Origin of the sequence: Mesonia sp. K7 (genome assembly GCF_003233725.1) — a bacterium.
In the GTDB taxonomy this organism is placed as follows: domain Bacteria; phylum Bacteroidota; class Bacteroidia; order Flavobacteriales; family Flavobacteriaceae; genus Mesonia.
Map to the genome: position 1 here is coordinate 13,998 of NZ_QKQV01000018.1, position 25,140 is coordinate 39,137.

Genomic DNA, 25,140 nt, shown 5'->3' on the forward strand with positions numbered 1-25,140 from the left:
ATTATGCAGGTAATTACTGATGTGGGGTATTTGTTAGCTTCCTTTTCCTTTATCATAGGCTTAAAGCTGATGAGTTCACCCCAAAAAGCTAAAAAGGGAAATAGGGTTGCAACTATAGGAATGGGAATAGCCTTAATTACCGTGTTGATCGGAGGGATTTCCAAAAATATAAATTACACGAGTTTACTTATTCTCTCCATCGCTATTTTGGCAGGGGTAATCGTAGGAAGAAAAATGGCCTTTACGGTAAAAATGACCGCTATGCCTCAAATGGTATCTCTTTTGAATGCCACAGGGGGCGGTTGTGCCATGCTTTTAGGTTATATAGAAGCCTCACAAATTAGTGAATATTTATACAGTTCATCTCTCCTGTTATTGAATTTAGGAGTAGTTACCGGTGCCATTGCTTTATCCGGTAGTATAGTTGCCTACTTAAAACTTGGTGGGAAAATAAGAGATTTACATCAGGGTGGGGTACACTGGTTTTCTAGAGTTCTATTTCTGTGTATTGTCCTACTCCCTTTAGGTTATTTTTTACAAATTATTCCTTGGTCGTTTTACGAACTTACGTTGGTTTTAATCTTTATAGGATTGTTATATGGTGTATTGTTTGTGGTGCCTATAGGAGGAGCAGATATGCCGGTGGTCATCTCCTTGTTAAACTCTATTACCGGTATTGCTACGGCTTTAGCCGGCTTGTTGTATGCCAATAAAGCTATGATTGCAGGAGGAATATTTGTAGGAGCTGCAGGTATCTTTTTGACTATGTTGATGTGTAAAGCAATGAACCGTTCTTTATGGCGTGTGATTGTAGGAAACACAGGTTCAAAAACTCAAAATATAGGTGGAGAAACATCCCAAGAAATCCGAGAAACCAGCGTGAGTGAAGTAGTCACACAACTTCTACTTTCCAAAAAAATAGGAATTGTACCCGGTTATGGAATGGCTGTAGCCCAAGCACAACACACTTGTGCACAGTTGCAAAATTTATTGCAAAATAAAGGAAAAACCCTTGATTATATTATTCATCCAGTGGCAGGAAGAATGCCAGGGCATATGAATGTATTATTAGCAGAAGCTAAAATTGGTTATCACTATTTAAAAGAGATGCATGAAGTAAATGATGAGATGGGCAGCTATGATATGATATTTGTAATAGGGGCAAACGATGTGGTCAACCCAGCTGCAGAATCCAATCCTGCTAGTCCTATTTATGGAATGCCTATTATAAAAAGTCATTTAAGCAAACAGGTGGTGGTATTTAAAAGAAGTATGAAACCAGGTTATTCTGGTGTTTCGAATGATTTATTTGAATATGATAATTGTCAGTTATTATTTGGTGATGCTCAAGTGAGCTTACAAGAAATTGTCACCCAACTGAAAGCATTAAATTAGTTTATAATTAAAAAATAAACCGAGAAATAGTATCTTTATCTTCTATGAATGATCAAGTTATAGATAGCCATACCACCAAGGAGCATTTGATTGAACGGGTAAAAGAGCTTAGTTGTCTTTATGCAATTTCAACGCTTTTTCAGAAGTATGAGGAAGAAGATGATTCGGATAAACTTTTAGGGGAGATTGCTTTTGTTTTGAAAGAAGCTTGGCGGTTTTCAGAAGATGTGCTAGTAGTTTTAGCTATTCTTGACCATCACCTAATGACAGGTGACTTACCTTCTAAAACCGTTTCACAAAAAGGAACCCTTTCTATTTTTAAAAAACCAGTAGGGTATATAGAAGTACATTATCCTGGTACTGATTATAAAAAAACAGATTTCTTAGAAGAAGAACAAAAATTGCTTGATAAGGTATGTCACGAAGTAGGTACTTATTTTGAAAAAAAAGAGCAGTTAAAAAAAGAAGCCCTTTTAGAGCGTAGTGCACAACGACACGATCGTCTTGCTATTTTAGGAGAAATTACCGCAGGAATTGCCCATGAATTGAATACTCCCCTAGGTAACATTTTGGGGTTTGCAGAATTTATTGAAGAAAAAACAACACAAACTTCCATTAAGAGGGATATCAAAAAAATTATAGAAGCTGCCATCTTCTCAAGAGAGGTTGTAAAAAACTTAATGTTTTTTGCGTGTGAAATGCCCCAAAACCGGGAGCATATAGATATTAGACCCATAATTAAACAAGCTTTAAGCTTATTGAGCCAGAGCTTTAAAAAGGCACAAGTAAAAGTTTCTTTAGAAGCTGATGAAGCTGTATATGCCCCTATCGATAGCGTTCAACTCACGCAAGTGATGTTTAATTTATTGATCAATGCGATTTACGCTTCTCCGCCCCATAGTTCGATTAAATGTATCTTGACCCAAGATGTTGATTCTTTATACATAGAAATCATAGACCAAGGGAAAGGCATCCCTGCTGAAAACATTGAAAAGATATTTGAGCCTTTTTTTACAACGAAGCCAGTAGGAGAAGGTTCTGGTTTAGGCTTGAGTGTCGTTCACGGAATTGTTAAAAGCCATAAAGGAAGCATCAGTGTACATCAAAATATCCCACAAGGATCTATATTTCGTATTTGTATCCCTAAAAATACAAGTGTATGAGTTTAAAACGTGAGAATATACTTATTGTTGATGATAATTATGATATGCTTGAGGTCATTCAAAGACAGCTCAAAGCACTAGCATATCACGTTTATAAAGCTTCTTCTGTAAATGAGGCTATCGATTTACTACAATCTGGAAGCATCGATTTGCTGATTACCGATATCCAGATGCCTGGAGTCGATGGGTTTGAGCTGATTAAATATGTAGAGGAACATTATCCCTTTTTACCTACCTTGGTCGTTACGGGCTTTCCCTCTGTTAATTCTGCTGTAACCGCTATGAAATCCGGTGCAACCGATTATTTGGTAAAGCCTTTTACCAATAAAGAATTGAAAAAGGCGGTAGAAAAATCATTTCGTTCTAAAAAGGCGAGCAGGGTATCTCTTTCCCACCTTTCCTTGCCATCTCCTCAAAACCCTATTTCTTATGCCGGTATCATTGGGCAATCTAAAAGTATACAACAGGTTATTGATTATATTGAACGCGTAAAAAGTAACCGGGCGACTATTTTGATCCAGGGTGAAAGTGGAACGGGAAAAGAGTTGATAGCACGTGCCATTCATTATAAAGGCTCGTTCGCTGGCAATCCTTTTATCGCTGTGAATTGTGGTGCCATTCCAGAAAACTTATTGGAATCGGAATTGTTTGGTTATGAAAAAGGGGCTTTTACTGGAGCCCAACAAGCCAAAGAAGGCTTTTTTCAAGCAGCCCATACCGGAACCATTTTTTTAGATGAAATAGGAACTGCACCTGCTTCCGTTCAAATACGGTTGCTACGTGTTTTGCAAGAAAAAGAAGTAACGAAGATAGGGGCTACGAAGGCACAAAAAGTTAAACTTAGAATTATCGCAGCTACCAATGAGGATTTGTACCGACAAGTGCAACAAGGAACTTTTAGAGAGGACTTATACTATCGTTTGAATGTGGTGGATATCAACGTACCTTCTTTACGAGAACGAAAAGAGGATATCCCTTTACTGGTTGATTTTTTTCTTAGCAAATATGCTAAAGAATATGCCAAAAAGAAATTGGAACTGAATCCTCGTGTATATGAAATTTTCGAACGTTATCCTTGGCCTGGAAACATTAGAGAACTAGAGAATTGCCTCCAAAAGCTCACCATCATGCATGAAGAAAAAGTGGATATATCCGAACTCCCTGAGCATTTTAAATATAAAATAGATGCCTCTGGAAGCGATGAACTTATTTCACTTGAAGCCATGGAAAAAAAGTACATCCAAAAAGTACTCGCTGCTGTTAACAACAATAAAACCAAGGCTGCAGAAATCCTTAACATCACCAGAAAGACTTTGCGTAACAAACTTTCCTAGAGCATTCGTTTTGGTAAAGGAAGTTATCTTTATGCAAGCGTGTAAAATAAAATAATTTTTATTTTACAAGACCTTATCTATATATTTAAAATATGCCGTATCGCCTTGATGGTACAAAATTATACCCTTGGGTAATTATAACTCAATCTATCTTTTGCCTTCCCTAAAAGATAAAAATTTAAGTAACTGTTAATCAGCCGTATGTAGGATAGTGTTCTAATTTTTTTATATCTGGTACACCAATTGAATAGGTATGAAAAAATAAATGTAGAATCAATGGAAATCACACCCACAAAAACAATTAAACCCCTTTCTTCAAAAATCATGTCGGGGTTATGCCTTACCTGTGCAAACCATCAAGGATGTATTTTAAAACACCATGCAAAATTATATTGCGAAATTTATCAATAATATGAATCAGATTAAAGAAAAAAAGGCTGCGACGATGTATGAAAATGTGATGCAGCAATACGAACAAGTAGCTAACTTTATTGAGTTAAATCACAACATCAAAAAAATTTTAGGAATCACCAATAATGAGATTGTTGTAAATTTTCCTGTAAAAATGGATAATGGGGAAGTAAAAATCTTTACCGGTTACCGTGTCCAACACAACAATGCATTAGGACCTTATAAAGGAGGCTTGCGTTATCACCCAACTATTGATGTCAACGATGCCAGAGCATTGGCCATGTGGATGACATGGAAAACCTCATTGGCAGGTTTGCCTTTTGGTGGTGCCAAAGGAGGCATACAGCTTGACCCTCGCGATCATTCTTTAGCCGAGTTGGAGCGAATCACCCGACGATTTACTTATGCTTTAGGAGAGAATATAGGTCCCGACCAAGATATACCCGCCCCTGATGTAAATACAAACCCACAGACGATGGCTTGGATTTTAGATACCTATATGTCTACCAAATCCCCATCTTCCCGTTCTTTAAACAGCCATGTAGTTACAGGTAAACCCGTGGGATCAGGAGGATTGGAAGGACGGGATCGAGCTACTGGGTTTGGCGTTTTTTTGTGCATCAAATTATATTTAGCATCGCAAGGAGAAAGCCTGTCTGGTAAGACTTTTATCGTGCAAGGCTTTGGCAATGTAGGACAATGGGCTTCCCATTTTATGGTAGAAGAAGGTGCTCGTATGATTGCCGTGCAAGATGCCCATGCGACCTTATACCATGCAAAAGGCATCGACCCTGCAGCGTTACAGCTTCATTCGGCTCCTCGAAAAGGTTCGATTGCAGGATTTACAGGGGCTGAAGAAATAGATCCTTCTACTTTTTTTGGTTTAGCGTGTGATATTCTTATTCCTGCGGCTTTAGGAAACCAGATACACCTGGATAATGCAGGTAGCATTGAAGCTAGGCTTATTGCAGAAGGAGCAAATGGCCCTATTACCAAGGATGGAGAAGAAATATTATTAGAGCGAAACATTCCTATTATTCCAGATATCTTATGTAACTCAGGCGGTGTTATAGGAAGCTATTTTGAATGGTTACAAAACCGACATGGAGAGATTTGGTCTTTGGAGGAAGTGATGCAAAAAATAGAAAAGAAATTAACTGAAAATTATCGAAAAGTGGAAGGTGCAGTACAAGAACACGGTGTAGATTGGAGAATGGCAGCTTACCTTATCGCAATCAAGCGAATTGAGTTGGCTTACACACAACGAGGAATATTCCCATAATGCTATTATAGCGCATAGCACAGCAACATGAAGTACAAACATTTAATTATTGAAAAAAGAGAATATGATTTGCTCAAGAAGCTGATCTCGGAAGGGCAATATCAAAAAGACGTAAGTTATAAAAACTCAATACTCAAACTCAAAGAGGAGCTATTGAATGCGAAGATTGTCAAGAAAGAAGAATTACCTGACGATGTAGTTCGATTTAATTCGATGGTGACCATTCAGACGCCTTTTTTAAAGAAAACCTATCAATTGGTTTCCCCAAGCCATAGTGATCTAAGGGAGAATAAAATTTCCGTATTGGCCCCTATGGGTTTGGCGTTGTTTGGGTATTCCACAAATGATGAAATTACATGGGAATTTCCTTCTGGAGAGAACAAAATAAAAATTATAGATGTAACCCAACAAAATTAAGTATATGAATCAGCCTATTCAGGAACATCACGACGATGAAGAAATACAAATGATGACTTTTCACGATGAGTTGAGACAGTGGAAAAAGGAATTAAAGTTTATAAATCGAGAGCTCCAATTCTTAAGTAAATTGTTAGATTCTAGACTTGTTAGAAAAGCAAAAGCGAACGAAGAAGATGGCTCGTATGTTTTGACCTCGTTGGAGCAGATGTTACAAAAAAATAAAGATTTTTTATTTCAACTCATACAGTTTAAAAATGAATCGGAGAAGATTCGAGAATGTGAAGACATGCAATGTGAGACTTATTTTTTGAACGAACATATTTTGTTCAAAAAGAAATATGTTTCTCATATCGCACAAATTCAAAATATTAAGGATATTATCTTTAATTTCTTTGAAAAATCCTTACACTAAAATTTTCCCGATTAAATTTAGTTTTTCTAAGTTTAAATAAACTGTTGTTTTTTTCGTAGCCCGTAAAATGAAATGTTTTACGGGTTTTTTATATTACAAGGTTATGGTGCCTACAGCGTGTGAAAGTTGAAGTTCTGGTGAATGATTTTTTCAATGCTAGCATATTAACAAGGTTGCGTTGTCTTGACCGCGATTACAGTGAGGTCAGTTTGCTGTCAAAATTTGATGTTTATTGTAGGTAATCTCTATTTTGATATTATAATAGAATCGTCAACCTTTTCAAAATCTTCCTGATTATCTGCAATCACCATTAAAATGTCTTTTGCTTTTAATTCAGTTGAACCGCCTGGGCGGATATACTCACTGCCTCTTTTTATCATTACAATAAATGCAGATTTAGGGAAATTTAAATCAACAATTCTTTTATTTACCGCACCAAAATCGGGCAAAATTTCAAACTCCCGCAAAGATGATTTCGGTAACTCTAAAGTTAGTTTATCTATTTCTGTTATCTTTTTTACTTTTTCGGGCAAAGCAACGTTAAGCCCTTTTGCTATTATAGATAGTGTTGTACCCTGAATGAGAATTGATGTAACCGATATAAAAAAAACAATGTTGAAAATAATATCAGCTTTTTCGATACCAGCTATAAGTGGGTAAGTTGCAAATACAATAGGAACAGCTCCACGTAAACCAACCCAAGAAATATAAAAACGTCTTCTTAATTTCATTTTAAAAAACACCAAACTGAGAAAAACCCCAACAGGTCGGGCAATCACAATTAAGAATAAGGATATGAGAAGGCCTATCGATAAATATGGGATGATTTGTGAGGGAAAAACGAGTAAGCCCAAAGTGAGGAATAATACGATTTGCATTAACCAAGCCAAACCATCAAACATTTTCAAGATTGTTTTCTTATGGATTAAATCTTGATTTCCTAAGTAAACTGCACAAATGTATATGGCCAGAAACCCGTTTCCTCCAAAAAAATCGGTTGCAGCAAATGTAATAAACATTAGTGCGATCACTAAAACAGGATAAAGCCCTTCAAAGTCAAGTTTAATTTTGTTGATGATATATTTACTAAGTTTACCAAAAGCAAAGCCAGCGATACCACCCAAAACCATTTGTTGAAAAAATAAGGGAATAACTGAAAGAACGCTTTGGTCTTGATTTATAACGAGTGTTAAAAATGCAATGGTCAACACGTAAGCCATAGGGTCGTTACTTCCACTTTCCAATTCTAAAGTTGGGCGTAAATTGGTTTTTAGCGCAAGACTTTTTGAACGTAAAATTGAAAACACGGCCGCCGCATCTGTTGATGACACTATTGAACCCAGTAACATACTTTCGTAAATGGTAAAGTCTGTAACCAACCACACAAAAGAGCCAAGAGAAACAGCTGTCAATAAAACGCCTAATGTAGACAATGCAATTCCTTCTTTAAGTACAGGTTTAACGGTTTCCCAATTGGTGTCAAGCCCCCCTGAAAAGAGAATAAAGTTAAGTGAAACGATACCTATAAATTGTGCAACTTTTGGATTGTCGAAATTAATGCCCCCAATTCCGTCAGAACCTGCCAGCATACCTATTGCTAAGAAAAGTAATAAAGTAGGTACACCAAATTTATAAGAAGTTTTACCAACTATAATGCTTATGAAAAGTAATAAAGAACCAACTAATACTATATTTTCTATGGTTAAATTCATCTATTTTTATATCAATCTGTACAAATTTATTTTTCTACTTTTTATATTGGTATGTTGTTATAAAGCTCCTTTCAAACTCAAAATTTCTACCTACAAGATGTCCTTTCAGAATTGATCTATTTTATAGCCACTTAAAGCGTAAGCGTAATTCTGCTTAGAGAGATGAAAGGTAATAAATTCTTCTGCAATAGGACTTGCATAGCGAGATGTAAATTGTAAAGTCTATTAGTTTGGCTTTTAGAAGGTAGTACCAAACTACTTTTGTAGACGCTTAGATTCGAAGATCGTCGAAGGAGATTTATTGTGTTTAGTGATATATAGTATTTTAGTCTAATTCTTGTTTGTTTTTAGGGTCAACAATTGTTTGGGTTTTATATGATTTAATCCAGGTTATAGTGCCTACAGCGTGTTTGAGCGTAGCGAGTACTAGGTGAAGCCGCCTGGCGAGTGCTGTTGCCGACGTGGGCATCTTGGCAAGCTACGCATTGCCTTGACCACGATACCAATAGGACGGGTCAGGACTATAAAAATATGATAATCCTAAATTTTAGGATTAAGAAAAAGAGTTGTATAATTATATCAGGATTTATTTAATAACCTGTATAGTTATTTTAGGACGGGTCATAAACTATGGCTGACCCATAGATAAGCCATAGATACGTCATACTGAATCCACATTTATGTGGACAAGTGTGAATAGGGTATACTATAAGGTGGAAGAAGACTGGATAGGATATAAGTGAGGAGGGAATGAAACGAGAAGGAACCCGCTCGCATGTGGGGCAACTACCGCGTAGGAAGCGATTGCTCCATTCCTATGCAAAAGAAAATCGCCAAATAAGTCGTAAGAGGTTGATGTTCCTTACAACTTCATAGCCTTCTTTACAGGAGGGCATAGGTTATCTTCCAAGACTTCTGTTTCGAAACCGAGTTGGTGCAATAAAGAAATGATTTTATTGCTTTCCAGCAGCGTTTCACTTTTTACCCGTAGGATACTGTGTTCGCAAGGATAATTCCCTACCGGTCCTTCTGCCTCAAAATCCATGGAGAGGAATGGGAAAGCCTTTTGTATTTTTTTGATCACTGGCTTGGCTTCTTTTGAATTTGGGATATTGGTGGTAAATACTTCTATCATTTTTTAGGCGATTAAAAATTGTTCTTGGGCTAATTCCATATTGATCATCGCGCCGGCTACATTCCCGGTGTACACCGCATTGCTTAGGGCACGCATCATCGATGAGTTATCGCCGCATGCGTAGACACCCTCGACCGTTGTTTTTTGGGTGTGTTCTATTTCGAGGTAGCCTAGTTCGTTTAACTGGCAGCCTAAGGCTTCGGGCATATGGCTGTGTTGCTCAAAAGGAAGGGCTGCATACAAAGCATCAAAGGCTTGCGAACTTCCATCTTCAAAAAGGAGAGTGGTCATCTTCCCATCGGTATGGACCACTTCTTTTATGTTTTCGGTGAGGAGCGGAATCTTGTGGGCTTTCAATTGCCTCAGCTGTTCATCGGTATATTCATTGGGGTCGGAGATAAGAAGGCTTACTTCTTCGGTAAGATTTTTAATGAGCGGAAGCAAGTGCAAGGCTTTTTCGGCCTTGGCCAAAATGGCTGTTTTTTTGCCCTTGAATTCATAGCCATGGCAATACGGACAATGTACAATGCTCTTTCCCCAACATGCAGCAAAACCTGGTACCTCTGGAAGGATGTCCCTGATGCCCGTAGCAAAAATCAATTTCTTCGCTTCAAACGCTCCCCCGTTTTCAGTGGTGAGGGTAAAACCCTCAGCCGATTTTTCGGCATGGACTGCCTTATCGGTAAGGAAATCAATACTCGGGTATTGCTGCACCTGTGCTTTGGCTTTTTGGGCAATTTGACTGGGCGGAATACCGTCCTGCGTCAAGAAATTATGAGCATAAGGGGTAAAGCGGTTACAGGGCTTACCACTGTCGATTAGCAATACTTTTCGGAGTGAACGCCCTAAGGCCATAGCGGCGGATAGTCCGGCATAGCTGCCGCCAATAATAATGACTTCGTACGTATTTGTTGCCATAAGCTAGGAATATTATTAAATGCGATATTGTCGCAATAGTTATTTTGCAAATATAGAATAGTTTTGTAATATTGCAACCTTGTCGCAATAAAAGTTATGAAAAGAAGAACCACCTCCTCCAAGACCGAGATCCTCGAAGTATTAAAAAGTTCCGGGAATGCCATGAGTCACGAGATGATTCAAACGGAATTACACCGTAAGGTAGATCGTGCCACCATCTATCGGGTGTTGAATCAGTTTTGTGAAGACGGGAAAGTACACAAGATCGTGGGCGATGATGGCAAACAATACTTTGCCTTCTGTATGAACTGTGGGGAGAAAAAACATGTCCATTCGCATAAGCATCTTCACTTTCGTTGTTTGGAGTGCGGAAAAGTGGAATGCCTGGAAAGTGAGCTTTCCCTACCGCTTCCCTCAGGCTATATTGGTAAAGTCCATAACCTGTTGGTTTCCGGCTATTGCAGGGAATGTGGGAGTGAGGAAGGGAATAATTTCAGCTAGTCTATCCCATGAATTTTTGTCTATATTAGTACATCATCATATACGGATGTTTCCAAATATTACTTATCTTTAAGTTATCATTCTAATTCCTATGAATCAAAAAAAACACGACATACATCCCGTAGGGGATAAAAGTTTTAAAAAAAAATATCTTTCTGAAGAAGAAATTGCTGAAAATAACAACAAAGACCAAGAGCCAACTTCTTTTATAGAACGTATGCTAAAAAAACTAAAAAAATTATTTTCGGCTGGATAATTCTTGCAAAGGGTAAGTTGATTTAACATTTCTCCAACTTTTAATTTGAGGGATCCTTCGTATCTTTCTGTGGTCTTATGGCTTGTTATCCTAGGACTAGAGAAGACTATGAATAAATCAAAATGAACTCCTATGGCAAAACCCAAAAAATTTCCGGAACAGCAACAAACGCAACCTGGAAAAGAAAGTAAGATGCACCCCGAACCCGAGGTGATTCGTCAAAATTATAAGGGAAGTGATAAACTAAAGGATAAAGTCGCCTTGATCACGGGCGGTGATAGTGGTATTGGTCGCAGTGTAGCGGTACATTTTGCCAGAGAAGGTGCGGATGTTGCGATTGTCTACCTTTTCGAAGACGGTGATGCCAAAAGAACCCAGCAAATGATTGAAGCGGAAGGTCGGACCTGTTTGCTTATCAAAGGGGATTTAAAAGAGGAGCAATTCTGTCAGGGGGCCGTGCAGAAATGTGTAAAACATTTGAAAGGCTTACATATTTTGGTGAATAATGCCGCGATGCAATTTCCCAAAGATTCGTTAGAAGCGATTGATGTCAAGCAGCTTCACCAAACCTTTGAGACCAATATTTATCCCTATTTCATGATCACCCAAGCCGCGTTGGAACACCTCACCAGTGGAGACACCATCATCAATACCAGTTCGGTAACGGCTTATCGGGGTAGTGATCATTTATTGGATTATTCCAGTACCAAAGGGGCGATTGTAAGTTTTACGCGTTCCTTATCCCAGATGTTGGCCAAGAAGAACATTCGCGTGAATGGCGTAGCTCCGGGTCCTATTTGGACGCCGTTAATTCCCGCTACCTTTGATGATGTTTCCGATTTTGGACAGGATACGCCATTGGGAAGAGCAGGACAACCGAGTGAAGTAGGTCCTGCCTATGTATTTTTGGCTTCCGAAGACAGTAGCTATATCACTGGCCAGTTTATCCATGTAAATGGGGGAGAGATGATTGGCGCATAATTTTAAACTTTGAGTACGCATGAAACTTATACCTCAAATTTTAATAGGGATTTTTTTACTGTTTATCTCTTGTACTTTTCCCAAAGACCCGCACGATACCTTCTTGACCACAAAAGAAGAAGGGCTTCGGATAGGTGTGGTTCACAACCCTCCCTATACAATTATTACCGACAGTACCTTTTCGGGAAAAGAAATCACACTTCTGACCCAATTTTGTATGAAAGAACAGCTTACTTATCACTTTGAAACAGGAACTGAAACTACCCTTATTCGTCAATTGAAAGACTATCAATTAGATGTGGTAGTAGGGGGATTCACTAAAACCTCCCTGTGGAAAGAAGAAATAGGAATGACCAAGCCTTACGACCGTCATCATGTGTTCTTTGTTCCGAAAGGGGAAAATCGACTGGTCTATGAATTAGAAACATTTCTTCATCAAAACCATCCGTATGGGAAATAAAAAGTCACCTTACGAACTGCCCGATAGATTGAAACCAGTATTAGAAAAGGCAAAAAAACTAGAATGGATAACGATTATTTATTTAAGTACGGTAATTCTACTGATGTATGTGGTGATGGGGGCTTCGCAAGCCATGAAAACTGCTTGGTTGGAAGACGCCTTAAGTTTATTGCCAGGTATTTCATTTTTGATCGCGACCCGAATATATGACAAAGCCCCGAATACTAAATTTCCATATGGTTACCATCGCGTTTATAGCATCGCTTTCTTAACAGGAGCCGTCGCTTTGTTTTCGATAGGCATGTATTTATGTATTGATTCTACGCTCGCTTTGGTGATGAAAGAACGACCCACCATCGGAAGTACAGTAATCTTCGACAAACAAATTTGGATGGGATGGCTCATGATTTTGGCGCTCATGTACAGTTCACTTCCTGCCATGCTATTGGGCTATAAAAAAATGCCTCTTTCTAAAAAGCTCCACAATAAAATATTATTTACCGATGCCCAAACCCAAAAGGCAGATTACATGACTGCTTTTGCAGCGATGATAGGAATTTTGGGAGTGGGGGCTGGCTTTTGGTGGGCAGATGCTGCGGCCGCCTTGTTTATATCGGTTTCTGTGATTAAAGATGGATACCATAATCTTGTGGAGGCCATTAAGGATTTGATGGACCGGCGTCCGGTACATGTGACCGATCCTACCCATGATGAACTGGTGGAAAAAATAGCGCAAGAAGTAGCCCAATGGGATTGGGTAAAAGATTCGGAAGTACGCTTCCGGGAACACGGACAGGTATATTTTGGGGAAATATATGTGATTCCAAAACAAAAGGAAATCTCCAGTGTAGCAATTGAGCAGGGAATAGCCAAGGTGAAAAAACTTCACTGGAAAATATACGATCTTACCGTTATGCCTGTTTCTTCGCTGAAAGCTTATCGTTTTTAAGGGGTATCCCTACGAATAATCTCATAATGAATAGGCTTAAAGCTTCCGTTATTGCTATCTTCTGCAGAACAGGCAGTCAGTCCCACAATCAAATCCATTTGGGCTTCGAGCAATACATAATCACCTGCGGTACTCATGGGAGGCCTGACGCTTAGTTTTCCATCTTCCGCAAATTGTACATTCATAAAAATATTGAAGGCGGTCGGGATATCGTCTGGTTCGATGCCAAAGGCCTTTAAATGGGTGTAAAGGTTTTCGAAACAACTCGGGTGATATGTTGGATTATTGTACATGATCTGAAAAGTTTCGGGACTGCATGGCGCTAATAAAAAGTCATTTCTGCCATTGGTGTCTTCGAGTATTTTCATCATTTTTCGGCTTCGATTGCTCCACAGAAAATGTCCTTGGGTAATGAGAAGGCTTTCTTCAAAATCCAATGTCTTTCCGGAAGAAATTTTTTCCCGGATATCTTTTTCATTGAAGAGTACCATATCACTTACCTGTTCCCCCTTAGGGTCAATGACTTTTAGTTTTTCTCCTTTTAAAATTTTAAAAGCCGTTCCGGACTGTATCGGAATTTCTTTGATCATGTTTTTTCTATTTTTGGTTATGCTTGAGGTCTTAAACCGATAATGGACTTCGGGAAGTTCCTCTTGAGGAGGAGCTATAATTTCCTTTGGAATAGTTAACGCAACCCGTTTTCACTACCCGCTAGTACCAAAAAGGCAAAAGGTAATAGGAGGAATGTAGTTCACCATAGCTTACTTCCTTTCTTGCGATAGTTCCCGTGGGAACAAGAAAAATCCCTAAGTTCAGCTAAAATAATACATTCCTCCCATTACGACTCATGCGAAAGGGAAATTTTACTTTATACAGGGATATGGGCTACCTCTTTTTCTCTTTTCCAATTTCGGTGTTTGGCAATAGCTTTGATGAATAAATCCGGCTCTTTATTGATTATAATCGTTTCATCGTCCTTAAAGTCCTTCGCATAGGTGCTGTCTAATAATTTTTCTCCTTCACCATTCACAGCGATGGCTTTACAATGTTTTAAAGCCTCATTGATAAATTTCTTAGCCTTGTCGTTTTTTTCTAATTGCTGCATGCTTTGCTTTCCTCCGGGGATATAGATCGCATCAAACAGCACACTTTCGGTAGTCATCAATGCGGCATCTACCTTGTGTTTCTTGTTCTGGTGACATGTAACTTCTCCTCCATGGGGCGCTAGGATCATGAGCTGTGCTCCTTGATCTTCCAAGGCTTTTTTCATGGCCTCTACCTCATTACTGTCAAAACCTTCCGCCACAATCGCCGCTATTTTACGGGTTACTATACTTTCGACTTTGATATGGGTTTGACTTAAAGCTTTTGATTCTTTGAGGTATTCTTTTCGCTTTCCGGGCTGGTTTTTTTGGGTATCATCGTCTGCTCCAATTGCACGATTGATGGGCTTCTGAATGTCTGAAGGAACTTTCATTCCCAGGTTATCGGCTACTTTTTGTGCCAACTCTTCATGGATTTGGTGGATCAACCATAGCATTCGCTCTTTGATATGGTCATAGGTACATTTTCCTAATTCAAACGAATAGGCATTGGCCACGTGTTCTTTTTCCCAATCCGTCAAACTTCTGTAAAACAGCGCGGGTTGTGAAAAATGATCGCTGAAGCTCTCACTTCTGGCTCTTATTTTTTTGCCATCCTGGCGTTCTTCATAGCTGGTAAATCCTCCCTCGCTCATTTTAGCCAAGTAAGGGCAACCTCCCCCAAGGGAATTAGGGAAATAAGCCGTCTTCCCTTTGTTGATGGTCATCCGCATCTGGGCATCGCGTTGGTTGTTATGTACTGGACTAATACTACGGTTAATGGGAATCTCGTGAAAATTAGGACTTCCTAATCGAGAGAGCTGGGTATCCGTATAAGAGAATAACCTCCCTTGCAAAAGGGGATCGTTCGTAAAATCAAGTCCCGGGACAATGTGTCCGGGATGAAAAGCCACTTGTTCTGTTTCTGCGAAGAAATTATCGGGATTTCGATTTAAGGTCATTTTACCAATTCTCGTGACCGGCACCATTTCTTCTGGAATCAACTTCGTAGGGTCTAAGAGGTCAAAATCAAATTGATGTTCATCGGTTTCCGGAACTACTTGTATCCCTAATTCCCATTCGGGATAATGACCTGCTTCGATGGCATCCCATAAATCCCTTCTATGGAAATCGGCATCTGCCCCATGAAGTTTTACGGCTTCATCCCAGGTAACCGAGTGAACGCCTAATAAGGGTTTCCAATGGAATTTTACAAAATGTGCTTTTCCTTCTTCGTTGATCATGCGAAAGGTATGAATCCCAAAGCCCTCCATCATTCGAAGGCTACGGGGAATAGCACGATCACTCATTACCCATATATGGTTGTGAAGTGTTTCGGTGGTTTGGGAAACAAAATCATAGAAGGTATCGTGGGCAGAGGCTGCCTGTGGAATTTCCCGATCCGGTTCGGGCTTGACCGAATGGATGAGGTCAGGAAATTTCATCGCATCTTGAATAAAAAAGATAGGCATATTGTTTCCTACCAAGTCAAAAACGCCTTCCTCGGTATAAAATTTTACGGCAAATCCCCTCACATCCCTTGCCATATCTGCTGATCCCTTAGAACCCGCGACAGTCGAAAAGCGCACAAATACTGGGGTTTTCCTCGTAGTATCGGTAAATATTCCAGCTTTTGTATATTTCTTTTGGCTTTCATATAATTCAAAATAACCATGGGCTCCACTTCCTCGGGCATGTACGATACGTTCTGGAATACGTTCGTGGTCAAAATGCGTAATTTTTTCCCGCAGTATAAAATCCTCTAATAAGGTAGCTCCTCTTTCTCCTGCTTTTAAAGAATTGTTAGCGTCATTGATTTTAACACCTTGATTAGTTGTCATCGTTTCTTTATGGGCACTGGAGATATTATTTTCCAGGTCTTTTAGCTTTTGGTTGGTTTTTTGTTTTTTTTCTTCTTTCATGATTATTTAAGTTTATTGGTTTATGGTAAGTAGTGAACAGCATTTTATTTAAAATTCAGTAGCTAAGAATGCAAATGTACTGATGACTAAGATACTGAAAAATAGTGATTTATAAAAGCAGTGTACGTGTAAATTTTCCCTCATTGATGACATCCGATCGTAAGTGGGGGATATCGTCTTTTTATTTTGTTCCATAGGTTTGGTGAGGTTTTCTATGTGACGGAATCCATATTCCTGTGGGTTATCTATGTTTTTTGGAAGGGTGAAAAGGACATTTCCAGTCTTCTTCAACCTTTCTCCCACTATACTGTTTTGCTTCGGTGTCCTGCCCAAAATCCTTCAATACCGGGTTGATGGATCCCTGAAGCTTTTTATCCCTTTTTCGTATCTTATTCCGAATCCGATCATAGGTTCCCATTTCCCGCAATTTTTCAAATTGCCAATGCAAGTTAAACACCATGGTAGGGAAGGGTGCTTGCCGTGCTAATCGGAAACTTTGTGGGTGCATCCCGACGATATAAAAAGCTTTACCGGCCAAACTAAAACTAAATTGATGATGATCGGGATTGTCACTAACGGAAGGATCCCAAGCTTGATCATCCACCTCGTGAAGCCATTGCAGCTGTTGCCATAATAATTCTTCGAAAACTCTTTCGGAAGGGATGGGAGTGAAGGGAAAAGTGGCGATAAAGGTTTGAAAATTGTTTTCTTCAAAGTCATAACTACCGAGGTAGTCTTTGATGTCCTCCAGCATCTGAACTGCGGAGGCTTTGCTGCCCATTTCCGGGTATTGTTTTATCGTGACCTCTTTCATTTGAAAAACAGTCTGTGCCATCAGGCAAGGGTGGTTTTTTCCTAAAATAAATTCTTTAAATGGCGTTAAAACTTCAGCTGGCGAAGCTCCTTCTATCGGCCTATTTTCTATCGTCTTCTTCATATACTATCTATTTTCTAGGTTCGTATTAGGGGTGCTCTAAAAAAGAAGCCCATTTCAACATTAAATGGGCTCTTAAAAATCAGTTTTTATTTACTCCTTTGCTTTTTTGTTCAATCTTTCTTCAGCAAGGTCATTCAATTCTTGATCTGCTTGGTACTCTTCGTCCAATGTTTTTTGCAATTTAGCTGCGATACTTTGGTGTCCTAATTCTTTTGCATAGCGAACCGCGGTACCGTAAGCAGAAATTTCGTAGTGTTCTACCCGTTGGGCTTCTGCAATCATGCCAGCATTTTTCACGTCATTGGTGGTGTCTTCGTTTAAGAAGTCTTCTGCTTCTTTTATCAGCCCTTCTATCGCCTTACACATTTCTCCTTCTGGATCAATACCTAAGTCCTCACAAATTTCTTCAATGCGTTTTTTGTGCACTTTGGTTTCTTCTAAATGATTTTCAAAAATCTTTTTGAGGTTACTGTCCTTTGCATTTTTCACCATCTTTGATAAAGCATCGGTAAGTTGATCTTCTGCACTATAAAGATCTTTTAATTGATGTTCGAATAAATCCTGTAAATCTTTCATAATGTTAATTTTTATTTTTTTGTTTTAAAGAAAATCAGAGGGTTTTCTATATAGGTTGGTTGATTACAAAGTATTTGAACCTCCCATAGCATTTATGCTCATTTTCCTTTATGATTATGGTTGTTGAAAATTATTGTTTCTCCCTCAATAAGAATAGCACAATCGCTATATATGTTAACACATATGGTATCCTAATTAGTGATTTGTGAATTTATTAACATTTGAAATAGAAATTTTAAGGCGAAAAGCCTTTCTTTTTAAATTCTGAAGGAGCTATTCCATATTCCTTTTTAAATATTTTAGAAAAATAACTGCGACTGGAAATCCCTAGTTTATAGACGATTTCAGAAATATTCAACTCTGTTTCTTTCAAGAGGAGCAAAGCAACTTCTAAACGCTGTTGTTGTAGATATTCATTTACCGTTTTCCCATAGAGGGTTTTAAAACCTGCTTGAAGTTTGTTTTCCGGGATACCGAATTGGGAAGCAAGTGCTTTTACCGTCTGCGAAGTAGATAGATTTGTTTTTATATAATTGGCTATCCTTGAAATGTTTTCTACCTCTTTTTGGCGAATGATGGGCTCGTTGCCTTCTGAATTGACGTCCTCATAATATTCTAGGATCTGTTGTGCTAAAATATTGTAGGCCTTTCCTTCCAAGAAGATCTTTTTGATCAAATCATTCTGCTGAAAATCTCGGATTTCCTGAAAAATAGTATAAAGTTGCAAAGAGAAAAACCCCTTATAGAAAAAAGCATTCTCTGCTTTTCGGTCTTTAAAGATGTTATGCAGTGTCGCATCGGTATGTTGAAATTCACATGCCAACTGCTTTCTAAAATCGTGACGTACAATTTCGAGACTGGACAAAATCGTGTGTACCCCGCCTTTAAACCTCAGGACGTGACCCAAATGATTTTCACTGGCTACAATGCAACCTTGGTACTTTTCTATTTCGTGCACTTCCTCTCCTTTCTCAAAAATATGATCAAAACTTCCTTTTATACCATACAGAAATTTTAACGGATGCACTTGACGTACTGTAAAATGGACGGCAAGATCATTCTTAAAGGTACAATCGTATTGAAGGATCCCCAATCCTTCCTTAAAATTCATCCCTTTGATGTATCCCGTACCCCATTCAGCAGGTATTTCTACTTTGTATTCGTTGCAATTTTCCGAATAGGTCGTATGGAACGCTTTCGCAAAATCATAAATGACATCTTTTAGCGGCAGGGAAACTACTTTAATCTGATTCATTTTAAGTTCGTTTTGATTGACTAAGTTTTTATTTTTTTATATTTCTAATCATTTTATCATCTTACTTTAATCCGTTTCTTCTTCTTCTATCACTTCTTTGGAAATCAATTCATGGTCTTTTCCCAGCCCCACAATTTTAATAATATTGGTTACGGTACTATAGAGAAGTAAAACCACTGTAATCATCATTCCACTTAATAAAGAAGAAAAAAACAGGGTGATCCAATAGATGGTCGTATACCAAGAGGTAGGAACCTTATCGGATTCCGTAATCGGAATGTTGAAAAACTGAAATAAAAGGAGCGCCCCTACAAATAAGATAGTATTGAACTTGGCAATGTTTAAGACTTGTTGGTAGTGGGCGTTTTTCAAACGGGATTTCGTACCGGTGCTTATTCCCAATAAGGTTAGCAACAAGGCGAGAATGGTAGCCGAAGCTAACACAATGGTATTGCAGAGCATGTTGATGCCTGAAAGTGAAGAGGTGATCAGTTGTTTCGCTTCATAGCCCGGAACATTGCCCAATATAAACACACCAGCACCGGTAAAAAGTGTGGCTATGATACCTCCGTAAATTGGTTTTTTGTTTTTTTTGAAAAAGCCCTGCATTCCCTTAAACGTTTATCATACAAGCATTGTTTCGTCCCGGAAGCCATCCCATAATAAGAAGAATCATACGGATGGGGATCCTACTTGCTAAATCTTGCTTTAACACTACGAAGAGCGGGTGGTAAGCATTTCCATATAAAATAGTAAAGCGTGTCATAGGTTTATAAATGCTTTATTTGTTTCCCCCTAAATTAAATCAATTGGGAATTTAACTCTAAGGAGTTAACATATTATTAAAAGTATTTTATTATTAATTAACTAAAAACAGGGAGGGGATTGTTTGTATGATTTTTGGGCTCGATGAAAAGCCACGGCTGATGGTGTATTTTGGTTCAAAACGGTTCTCATATGGTCAGTTCGAGCCTTGCCTGCGGCAGGCAGGTGATCCCGAGTCCCGAAGCTTCGGGACGGGATCGTATCGAGAACTATTTCAGATGTTCACTACAAAAGTTTACTTTGTGTTGGATTTCTTTTTCTTAAAATGGAGGAATAAGTACAACATCAAGAAGTTAAGGAGTAGGGAAAGTCCATTAGTAGCGATGATAGGAATATCATTTTTGAGGATGCCATACACCACCCACATGCCTACACCCAATAATAAAATGGCGAACATAAAGGGAGATACATCTTCTACTTTCTCGGTTTTCCATGCCTTTCTTATTTGGGGGATCACTGCGGAAGTAGTACATATTCCGGCGAGAAGACCTAAGATATCAATCCAATCCATGGCTTAGTTTTCTGCGACATCTTTTAATAACCACTTTTCCAATTCTTTAGTTTCATCACTACAATGGAGTACGCTAATATCTCCTGTGGTTTCAAAAACGACAGCACGAATTTCATGAAATTCTATTACATTCGCCTCTCGTAATTTAGATCGTAAATCCCCTTCGGTCACCCGTGCCTTTCTCAAATTATCGTATAAAATCTTCTCCCCATGCATCAGTAGTAAGGGCTGGTTGTCTATGAGCTGTTGAAAAAGTGGATACCGTCGTAAGAGCGCTGCTATGAGTTGAAATACATACACCGCGAGCAGTCCTACCACGCCTTGCCACAAAGTAACGGAAGAACTCAGGATGGTCGTGGCAATAATCGAACCGATGGCCACGGTCATGGCAAAATCAAAACTGGACATTTTAGAGAAACTCCGTTTCCCGAACATACGGGTATAGCAAATGACGGCGATGTAAATTCCTAAGGTGGAAAGTATAATCGTGGTGAAAGAGGTAAGTGTTATCGATAATTCCATGAGATATAATTTTTTTATAGCTTATGAAGCTTAGCCTAAGCTAACTTTAGCTTTCTTATGATCGGGTTTCCCCGAGGAATTAGGACAAAGCTTTTTTCCAAAGATAGCCATTGTTATGGTATTCTGATACTTAACCTTCAGAAATGAGGGTTTAAATGCAGGCATTGCCCAAAGCGCGTGCCGAGGAAAGTGATTTGCGATGAAAGGGAAGGGATATGTTTACTTAAAATCAATATATAGATTCTATCCTTGCCTCATTTTTACTTTCCCAATTGCTTGAGTATTTTTACATGATCGGAAACGGCATGAAAAAAAGAAGGTTTGACATCGTAAGGGATATTATGTGCCTCTGCCGTCGCTTTGACAATCGGAGAAATTTTATGATAATGTACATGGCAAATATGCGGGAAGAGATGGTGTTCTATATTTGATAATTGAGGCCTCCGATCAGCTAAGAGAATACTTGTTCGGCAATCGGCTATATTTCTTATAAATTATGAGAGGATTAGTTGACAGTGATCCTGAATTGGGGTCGTTGCTCAAAAAAATCCCATCACTGGCTTTCACCTGTATTGTCTTTTGCTTCAGAGTTTAAGGATTACCTAGCGGTGATCCTGAAATGGGGTATGTTGCTCAAGAAAATCCAATCACAGGCTTATCGCCTGTAAGTCTTTTTTTATTTCCAGCCCTTAAGTGCTTGGCAGCTCTACGAGCTGGAAATAAAAAAATCCAATCACTTTTGTGATTGGATTTTCTTGGTCGGGGTGGCAGCCCCAAATTATGTTTGAAAAACCTAGTGATAACAAGGGTTTTCAAGGTTTTTTATAAACCTGTTAACCGAATTGTTAACCAATGATTAATAATGAAATAGTATTATTTGAAAGAACGTCTGTTACAAAGATAAACATTATAACTCACTAAATCAATATAATAGCTATGAAATGTTAGGGATATTTCTCTATATATTCATTGATGATTTCTTCTTCAATGCCGCTGTATTCGGAGAACTCCTTAACGGTGATGAACTGATGTGGCTCTTTATCGAAGTAGGACTTGATGTCGTTTAAGAGCTTACGACCATAGCGTTCACTTCGGCCGGTGATGAGCTGAATGTCTTTTGGGTATATGCATATCCTAGTGAGTTTCATACTATATCCATACTTTATCTACGCTATAACCCTACTACAAATACGGCAATAAAATCCTTTTTCGGAGGGAAGGTTTTTAAGCGGAAGTAGATTTTTCTTTTTCAATGATGAAGTTAGTTGTTTTGGCTTAATAATCAAAATATGAAGTTATGGCAAGACAAACCGGAATTATCAAATTGAAAGGAACTATCGGAGATATTTCCTTTTACAAAACGGCAGACGGACACCTGGCAAGAATCAAAGGTGGACCTGATGCGAATCGAATTGCAAACGATCCTGCGTTTCAAAGAACGAGAGAAAACGGATCGGAGTTTGGAAGAGCAGGGAAAGCAGGGAAACTGCTTCGCGTTGCTCTAAGGGTACTGATGCAGAATGCCTCGGACAAAAGAGTGACCAGTCGATTGACCAAGCAATTGGTCGCAATTACCAAAACCGATACGGTCAATGAACGTGGGTTGAGAACCGTCCAAGATGGGGATTTAAGCCTGTTGAATGGCTTTGAGTTCAATATCAATGGGAAGTTGGCGTCGTTGTTTTTTATTGGCTATACCTCAGCGATAGACCGTGTTGCTGGTACGATGGAAGCCGATATCCCGGACTTTATTCCTGTGAATGATATTGTTGCTCCAGGTGGTACCACCCATTTTAGACTTTCTGTAGGTGGAGCTGAGGTTGATTTTGAAAACGAAACCTATGTTTTCGATAGTGAATCGACCGCCATTTTACCTTGGGATGGTACGACCGTACCGACGTCGACTTTAACCGCTAGCTTAACCGCTAATTCGACCTTACCGATGGTGCAGGTGATTGGCGTAGAGTTTTTCCAAGAGGTGAACGGACAAATGTATCCGCTTAAAAACGGAGCTTACAATGCCTTGGGTGTGGTAGGTATAGACACTCCATAAGGATGGAGCTTGTTTTAGAACGCGCTTATTTGAAAGAGGGTACCAACGGTACTCTCTTTATTTCCACGGAAACGATAGGGCAACCAAAATTAAAGTTTCTGTGTTTTACCCTAGAACTGCCGTGGAAAGAAAATCGGCGATCGGTGTCGTGTATTCCGGAAGGGATTTATGAGCTGCAGCCCCGGTTTTCAAAAAAATTCAAGCATCACCTCATCGTGAACGATGTGGTGGGTAGAAGCTACATTTTGTTTCATCCCGCGAATGATGCCCAAAAAGAATTGCGGGGTTGTATTGCTCCGGTAAGTTGTTTAACGGGTATCGGAAAAGGCATTTATTCCAAGGATGCGATGCAAAAACTCTTGGCCTTGGTGTACCAAGCCCAAGACCGCAGAGAAACCATTTTATTAACGATTAAATCAGTGAATTATGAATCTTGTAGAACGATATCAACAACCCACTCCTAAGTTTTTTAAAATCCTTCGAAATATTGGGATTGCTCTAGCTACTGCTGGAGGAGCCATTATCGCTGCTCCCATTGCAATGCCTGCCTTAGTGGTGAGTATTGCTACCTATATGACCGTTGCTGGAACAGTGGCCACAGCTGTGAGTCAAGCGGTGGTGAGTGATCAAGAAAACAACTCTTCCAAAAAAGAAAAACAAAAATGATGGATACCTGTACAAAATCAGGAGTGATTGGCGGAACCCTGTTTTCCGCCATTTTTAATATTACCTGGGACAATATTGTCTTTACCGTGGTGATGGCTGCCATAGGTGCTATCGTGAGTTATTTTGTCTCGTTATTGCTGCAGAAGTTTACGAAAAAGAAACCTCACAAATAAGTATCGATATGGCTTCCGTAAGTGACATAAAAATGTTTGCACGCCCATTGGTATAATCTTTTTAGTTTTAGTCTTTTGTTGGCGTTGTATATATTATTTTCAAGTTTCATAAAGTCCTTATTCATGTTCTTAACCTCTTGTATGAATTCCTTTTTACTGATGAGCATCATCTGTGATTTTACGACGGCGAGATTAATTTTCTTATCTGTTTTCATAATTAAAAAATTTAAGTTGAAAAGCCACACGATGGCTTAAAATAAACGCATAGGCGACCAAAACGAGAGAAGCCCATATCTGTCGCAGGCACCTGTGCTTATGGGCTTTGAAGCGTAACTTGCCGTAGCGGTTATTTTGTGCTGAGAAGTAAACTTAAAATGAGTAGTGAAGTAGATAGTTTTTTAGTGAATAGTGGTGAGAGGTGAGTATAAAAGTTTGCATTGTTCAGTATATCAGTAGTCAGTTTTTAGGGATTCCATAACTTGGAAAAAAGGTTATGGTGCCTACAGCGTGTTTGAGCGTAGCGAGTACTAGGCGAAGCCGCCTGGCGAGTGCTGTTGCCGACGTGGGCATCTTGGCAAGCTACGCATTGCCTTGACCACGACACCAACAAAAAGGATGTTCCTACTCTTTCTATTATTCCTTTGTGACTTCGATACTTCGATTAACTCAGCACAAGTAGTCTCAGTCTCATTTTTATATCTTTTTTGTGCAGACGGCAAACAGCCGCAAGGCGAGCCCAAATAATGCAGCACGGTTGGATTTTGTTTGGTAGGTGTTTTTGAGTTTTAAATATATGTTGATGCTTTATGGGATGCTGAAATGAATTCAGCATGACGAAAATTGGTTTTGATGTAGAAAACCATACCAAACACAAATACAGAAAAGTGCGGGTGACGGTTTGCGGCGAATGGAGCAAAAGCTTTTTTTGCTAAAAAAGTTTTGCATAGCTGGGCAACACCGGAACACCTTATAACCTTGCAATCACGAAGTTGCGGGCAAAGGCAACAAGTACAGGCTGTGATTGGAAGCGTCATACCCCAGTATGGTGCGCCAAGATACAGCTTGTACTGCGGGGAACGTTTGCTCTTGCGATACAGGTGTGTAGCTTTAGCGGAAACACTGTATGGGCAAGGGCATGGAGTGGGGAGGTAGTGACTAGGAATTAAGTGGTTAGTGATTGGTGGTCAACGCTATTGTACGTCCCTGATATAGGTTGACCACTAAAGTCAATTTATATGAAAGCTAATTTAAAATTAATCAAGAAACAACGTAAGTTTTCCGAAGCATTT

Annotated in this window: 27 protein-coding genes; 15 read left to right on the forward strand and 12 right to left on the reverse strand. The window is 39.1% G+C overall.

Going from position 1 to position 25,140, the window contains the following annotated elements; genetic code table 11:
- Positions 1 to 3: 3 nt before the first annotated feature.
- The 6 genes from DNG35_RS11110 (at position 4) to DNG35_RS11135 (ending at position 6,417) form a co-directional block, all read left to right on the forward strand.
- Positions 4 to 1,395, forward strand: coding sequence for an NAD(P)(+) transhydrogenase (Re/Si-specific) subunit beta (locus DNG35_RS11110; RefSeq protein ID WP_111129167.1), 1,392 nt, complete (start codon positions 4 to 6; stop codon positions 1,393 to 1,395).
- A gap of 44 nt (positions 1,396 to 1,439) precedes the next feature.
- Positions 1,440 to 2,558 (forward strand): sensor histidine kinase, encoded by a 1,119-nt coding sequence (locus DNG35_RS11115; RefSeq protein WP_111129169.1) that lies wholly within the window; start codon positions 1,440 to 1,442, stop codon positions 2,556 to 2,558.
- Positions 2,555 to 3,892 (forward strand): sigma-54 dependent transcriptional regulator, encoded by a 1,338-nt coding sequence (locus DNG35_RS11120; protein WP_111129171.1) that lies wholly within the window; start codon positions 2,555 to 2,557, stop codon positions 3,890 to 3,892. Before DNG35_RS11115 ends, DNG35_RS11120 begins: the two co-directional genes overlap by 4 nt.
- Before the next feature lie 379 nt (positions 3,893 to 4,271).
- Positions 4,272 to 5,585: a Glu/Leu/Phe/Val dehydrogenase gene (locus DNG35_RS11125; protein WP_369908092.1), complete on the forward strand. Its 1,314-nt coding sequence runs from the start codon at positions 4,272 to 4,274 to the stop codon at positions 5,583 to 5,585.
- Between the two features lie 27 nt (positions 5,586 to 5,612).
- Entirely contained in the window at positions 5,613 to 6,002 is a 390-nt protein-coding gene (locus DNG35_RS11130) for a GreA/GreB family elongation factor (protein WP_111129173.1), read from the forward strand.
- 4 nt (positions 6,003 to 6,006) lie between these two features.
- Positions 6,007 to 6,417, forward strand: coding sequence for a hypothetical protein (locus DNG35_RS11135; RefSeq protein WP_111129175.1), 411 nt, complete (start codon positions 6,007 to 6,009; stop codon positions 6,415 to 6,417).
- Between the two features lie 245 nt (positions 6,418 to 6,662).
- Here DNG35_RS11135 and DNG35_RS11140 read toward each other — a convergent pair whose 3' ends face one another.
- The 3 genes from DNG35_RS11140 to DNG35_RS11150 all read right to left on the reverse strand — a co-directional run bounded on the left by DNG35_RS11140 (position 6,663) and on the right by DNG35_RS11150 (position 10,182).
- Entirely contained in the window at positions 6,663 to 8,129 is a 1,467-nt protein-coding gene (locus DNG35_RS11140) for a potassium/proton antiporter (protein ID WP_111129177.1), read from the reverse strand.
- An 862-nt stretch (positions 8,130 to 8,991) separates the two neighbouring features.
- Positions 8,992 to 9,264, reverse strand: coding sequence for a hypothetical protein (locus DNG35_RS11145; RefSeq protein WP_111129179.1), 273 nt, complete (start codon positions 9,262 to 9,264; stop codon positions 8,992 to 8,994).
- 3 nt (positions 9,265 to 9,267) lie between these two features.
- Entirely contained in the window at positions 9,268 to 10,182 is a 915-nt protein-coding gene (locus DNG35_RS11150) for an NAD(P)/FAD-dependent oxidoreductase (protein ID WP_111129181.1), read from the reverse strand.
- A gap of 96 nt (positions 10,183 to 10,278) precedes the next feature.
- On the opposite strand from DNG35_RS11150, the gene DNG35_RS11155 reads away from it, so the two are divergent.
- The 5 genes from DNG35_RS11155 to DNG35_RS11170 all read left to right on the forward strand — a co-directional run bounded on the left by DNG35_RS11155 (position 10,279) and on the right by DNG35_RS11170 (position 13,329).
- Positions 10,279 to 10,683, forward strand: a complete 405-nt coding sequence (locus DNG35_RS11155; protein WP_111129183.1) for a Fur family transcriptional regulator — start codon at positions 10,279 to 10,281, stop codon at positions 10,681 to 10,683.
- A gap of 91 nt (positions 10,684 to 10,774) precedes the next feature.
- Complete coding sequence (locus tag DNG35_RS12210) at positions 10,775 to 10,939, forward strand: hypothetical protein (protein ID WP_158524897.1); 165 nt, start codon at positions 10,775 to 10,777, stop codon at positions 10,937 to 10,939.
- 132 nt (positions 10,940 to 11,071) lie between these two features.
- Complete coding sequence (locus tag DNG35_RS11160) at positions 11,072 to 11,920, forward strand: SDR family oxidoreductase (protein ID WP_111129185.1); 849 nt, start codon at positions 11,072 to 11,074, stop codon at positions 11,918 to 11,920.
- A 19-nt stretch (positions 11,921 to 11,939) separates the two neighbouring features.
- Positions 11,940 to 12,380 (forward strand): transporter substrate-binding domain-containing protein, encoded by a 441-nt coding sequence (locus tag DNG35_RS11165; protein WP_111129187.1) that lies wholly within the window; start codon positions 11,940 to 11,942, stop codon positions 12,378 to 12,380.
- Positions 12,370 to 13,329 carry a cation diffusion facilitator family transporter gene (locus DNG35_RS11170; RefSeq protein WP_111129189.1) on the forward strand — a complete coding sequence of 320 codons (960 nt, stop codon included), beginning with the start codon at positions 12,370 to 12,372 and terminating at the stop codon, positions 13,327 to 13,329. The genes DNG35_RS11165 and DNG35_RS11170 overlap by 11 nt, the downstream gene beginning before the upstream one ends.
- Here the strand turns inward: DNG35_RS11170 and DNG35_RS11175 are convergent.
- From DNG35_RS11175 to DNG35_RS11210, 8 genes are all read right to left on the reverse strand, one after another.
- Entirely contained in the window at positions 13,326 to 13,919 is a 594-nt protein-coding gene (locus DNG35_RS11175) for a DUF1989 domain-containing protein (protein ID WP_111129191.1), read from the reverse strand. The genes DNG35_RS11170 and DNG35_RS11175 overlap by 4 nt on opposite strands.
- Before the next feature lie 278 nt (positions 13,920 to 14,197).
- Positions 14,198 to 16,333 (reverse strand): catalase, encoded by a 2,136-nt coding sequence (locus DNG35_RS11180; protein ID WP_111129193.1) that lies wholly within the window; start codon positions 16,331 to 16,333, stop codon positions 14,198 to 14,200.
- A 241-nt stretch (positions 16,334 to 16,574) separates the two neighbouring features.
- Positions 16,575 to 17,270, reverse strand: coding sequence for a guanitoxin biosynthesis heme-dependent pre-guanitoxin N-hydroxylase GntA (gene gntA / locus DNG35_RS11185; RefSeq protein ID WP_111129195.1), 696 nt, complete (start codon positions 17,268 to 17,270; stop codon positions 16,575 to 16,577).
- Between the two features lie 90 nt (positions 17,271 to 17,360).
- On the reverse strand, positions 17,361 to 17,846 hold the full coding sequence (locus tag DNG35_RS11190; RefSeq protein WP_111129197.1) for a ferritin-like domain-containing protein: 486 nt from the start codon (positions 17,844 to 17,846) through the stop codon (positions 17,361 to 17,363).
- Positions 17,847 to 18,081: 235 nt separating this feature from the next.
- Complete coding sequence (locus tag DNG35_RS11195) at positions 18,082 to 19,101, reverse strand: AraC family transcriptional regulator (protein WP_111129199.1); 1,020 nt, start codon at positions 19,099 to 19,101, stop codon at positions 18,082 to 18,084.
- A gap of 66 nt (positions 19,102 to 19,167) precedes the next feature.
- Positions 19,168 to 19,710: a hypothetical protein gene (locus DNG35_RS11200; protein ID WP_111129201.1), complete on the reverse strand. Its 543-nt coding sequence runs from the start codon at positions 19,708 to 19,710 to the stop codon at positions 19,168 to 19,170.
- 451 nt (positions 19,711 to 20,161) lie between these two features.
- The gene (locus DNG35_RS11205; protein ID WP_111129203.1) at positions 20,162 to 20,437 is read right to left on the reverse strand and encodes a SemiSWEET family sugar transporter; all 276 of its coding nucleotides are present in this window, start codon (positions 20,435 to 20,437) and stop codon (positions 20,162 to 20,164) included.
- 3 nt (positions 20,438 to 20,440) lie between these two features.
- Complete coding sequence (locus tag DNG35_RS11210) at positions 20,441 to 20,959, reverse strand: DUF421 domain-containing protein (RefSeq protein WP_111129205.1); 519 nt, start codon at positions 20,957 to 20,959, stop codon at positions 20,441 to 20,443.
- Positions 20,960 to 22,256: 1,297 nt separating this feature from the next.
- Here DNG35_RS11210 and DNG35_RS11225 point away from each other — a divergent pair.
- From DNG35_RS11225 to DNG35_RS12250, 4 genes are read left to right on the forward strand one after another with little or no spacing between them, the layout of a single operon-like run.
- Positions 22,257 to 23,012 (forward strand): hypothetical protein, encoded by a 756-nt coding sequence (locus DNG35_RS11225; RefSeq protein ID WP_111129209.1) that lies wholly within the window; start codon positions 22,257 to 22,259, stop codon positions 23,010 to 23,012.
- A 2-nt stretch (positions 23,013 to 23,014) separates the two neighbouring features.
- Complete coding sequence (locus DNG35_RS11230; protein ID WP_111129212.1) at positions 23,015 to 23,476, forward strand: DUF5675 family protein; 462 nt, start codon at positions 23,015 to 23,017, stop codon at positions 23,474 to 23,476.
- Positions 23,439 to 23,678, forward strand: a complete 240-nt coding sequence (locus DNG35_RS11235; RefSeq protein ID WP_111129214.1) for a hypothetical protein — start codon at positions 23,439 to 23,441, stop codon at positions 23,676 to 23,678. The genes DNG35_RS11230 and DNG35_RS11235 overlap by 38 nt, the downstream gene beginning before the upstream one ends.
- Complete coding sequence (locus DNG35_RS12250; protein WP_199489114.1) at positions 23,678 to 23,851, forward strand: hypothetical protein; 174 nt, start codon at positions 23,678 to 23,680, stop codon at positions 23,849 to 23,851. Before DNG35_RS11235 ends, DNG35_RS12250 begins: the two co-directional genes overlap by 1 nt.
- Here DNG35_RS12250 and DNG35_RS11240 read toward each other — a convergent pair.
- Positions 23,842 to 24,066, reverse strand: a complete 225-nt coding sequence (locus DNG35_RS11240) for a hypothetical protein (RefSeq protein WP_111129217.1) — start codon at positions 24,064 to 24,066, stop codon at positions 23,842 to 23,844. The genes DNG35_RS12250 and DNG35_RS11240 overlap by 10 nt on opposite strands.
- Positions 24,067 to 25,140: the final 1,074 nt, after the last annotated feature.

Excerpts from the sequence above, each read along its gene's own strand:
- DNG35_RS11110 (WP_111129167.1), top strand. The coding sequence starts at position 4 with ATGCAGGTAATTACTGATGTGGGGTATTTGTTAGCTTCCTTTTCCTTT.
- DNG35_RS11115 (WP_111129169.1), top strand. The coding sequence starts at position 1,440 with ATGAATGATCAAGTTATAGATAGCCATACCACCAAGGAGCATTTGATT.
- DNG35_RS11120 (WP_111129171.1), top strand. The coding sequence starts at position 2,555 with ATGAGTTTAAAACGTGAGAATATACTTATTGTTGATGATAATTATGAT.
- DNG35_RS11125 (WP_369908092.1), top strand. The coding sequence starts at position 4,272 with ATGCAAAATTATATTGCGAAATTTATCAATAATATGAATCAGATTAAA.
- DNG35_RS11130 (WP_111129173.1), top strand. The coding sequence starts at position 5,613 with ATGAAGTACAAACATTTAATTATTGAAAAAAGAGAATATGATTTGCTC.
- DNG35_RS11135 (WP_111129175.1), top strand. The coding sequence starts at position 6,007 with ATGAATCAGCCTATTCAGGAACATCACGACGATGAAGAAATACAAATG.
- DNG35_RS11140 (WP_111129177.1), bottom strand. The coding sequence starts at position 8,129 with ATGAATTTAACCATAGAAAATATAGTATTAGTTGGTTCTTTATTACTT.
- DNG35_RS11145 (WP_111129179.1), bottom strand. The coding sequence starts at position 9,264 with ATGATAGAAGTATTTACCACCAATATCCCAAATTCAAAAGAAGCCAAG.
- DNG35_RS11150 (WP_111129181.1), bottom strand. The coding sequence starts at position 10,182 with ATGGCAACAAATACGTACGAAGTCATTATTATTGGCGGCAGCTATGCC.
- DNG35_RS11155 (WP_111129183.1), top strand. The coding sequence starts at position 10,279 with ATGAAAAGAAGAACCACCTCCTCCAAGACCGAGATCCTCGAAGTATTA.
- DNG35_RS12210 (WP_158524897.1), top strand. The coding sequence starts at position 10,775 with ATGAATCAAAAAAAACACGACATACATCCCGTAGGGGATAAAAGTTTT.
- DNG35_RS11160 (WP_111129185.1), top strand. The coding sequence starts at position 11,072 with ATGGCAAAACCCAAAAAATTTCCGGAACAGCAACAAACGCAACCTGGA.
- DNG35_RS11165 (WP_111129187.1), top strand. The coding sequence starts at position 11,940 with ATGAAACTTATACCTCAAATTTTAATAGGGATTTTTTTACTGTTTATC.
- DNG35_RS11170 (WP_111129189.1), top strand. The coding sequence starts at position 12,370 with ATGGGAAATAAAAAGTCACCTTACGAACTGCCCGATAGATTGAAACCA.
- DNG35_RS11175 (WP_111129191.1), bottom strand. The coding sequence starts at position 13,919 with ATGATCAAAGAAATTCCGATACAGTCCGGAACGGCTTTTAAAATTTTA.
- DNG35_RS11180 (WP_111129193.1), bottom strand. The coding sequence starts at position 16,333 with ATGAAAGAAGAAAAAAAACAAAAAACCAACCAAAAGCTAAAAGACCTG.
- gntA (WP_111129195.1), bottom strand. The coding sequence starts at position 17,270 with ATGAAGAAGACGATAGAAAATAGGCCGATAGAAGGAGCTTCGCCAGCT.
- DNG35_RS11190 (WP_111129197.1), bottom strand. The coding sequence starts at position 17,846 with ATGAAAGATTTACAGGATTTATTCGAACATCAATTAAAAGATCTTTAT.
- DNG35_RS11195 (WP_111129199.1), bottom strand. The coding sequence starts at position 19,101 with ATGAATCAGATTAAAGTAGTTTCCCTGCCGCTAAAAGATGTCATTTAT.
- DNG35_RS11200 (WP_111129201.1), bottom strand. The coding sequence starts at position 19,710 with ATGCAGGGCTTTTTCAAAAAAAACAAAAAACCAATTTACGGAGGTATC.
- DNG35_RS11205 (WP_111129203.1), bottom strand. The coding sequence starts at position 20,437 with ATGGATTGGATTGATATCTTAGGTCTTCTCGCCGGAATATGTACTACT.
- DNG35_RS11210 (WP_111129205.1), bottom strand. The coding sequence starts at position 20,959 with ATGGAATTATCGATAACACTTACCTCTTTCACCACGATTATACTTTCC.
- DNG35_RS11225 (WP_111129209.1), top strand. The coding sequence starts at position 22,257 with ATGGCAAGACAAACCGGAATTATCAAATTGAAAGGAACTATCGGAGAT.
- DNG35_RS11230 (WP_111129212.1), top strand. The coding sequence starts at position 23,015 with ATGGAGCTTGTTTTAGAACGCGCTTATTTGAAAGAGGGTACCAACGGT.
- DNG35_RS11235 (WP_111129214.1), top strand. The coding sequence starts at position 23,439 with ATGAATCTTGTAGAACGATATCAACAACCCACTCCTAAGTTTTTTAAA.
- DNG35_RS12250 (WP_199489114.1), top strand. The coding sequence starts at position 23,678 with ATGGATACCTGTACAAAATCAGGAGTGATTGGCGGAACCCTGTTTTCC.
- DNG35_RS11240 (WP_111129217.1), bottom strand. The coding sequence starts at position 24,066 with ATGAAAACAGATAAGAAAATTAATCTCGCCGTCGTAAAATCACAGATG.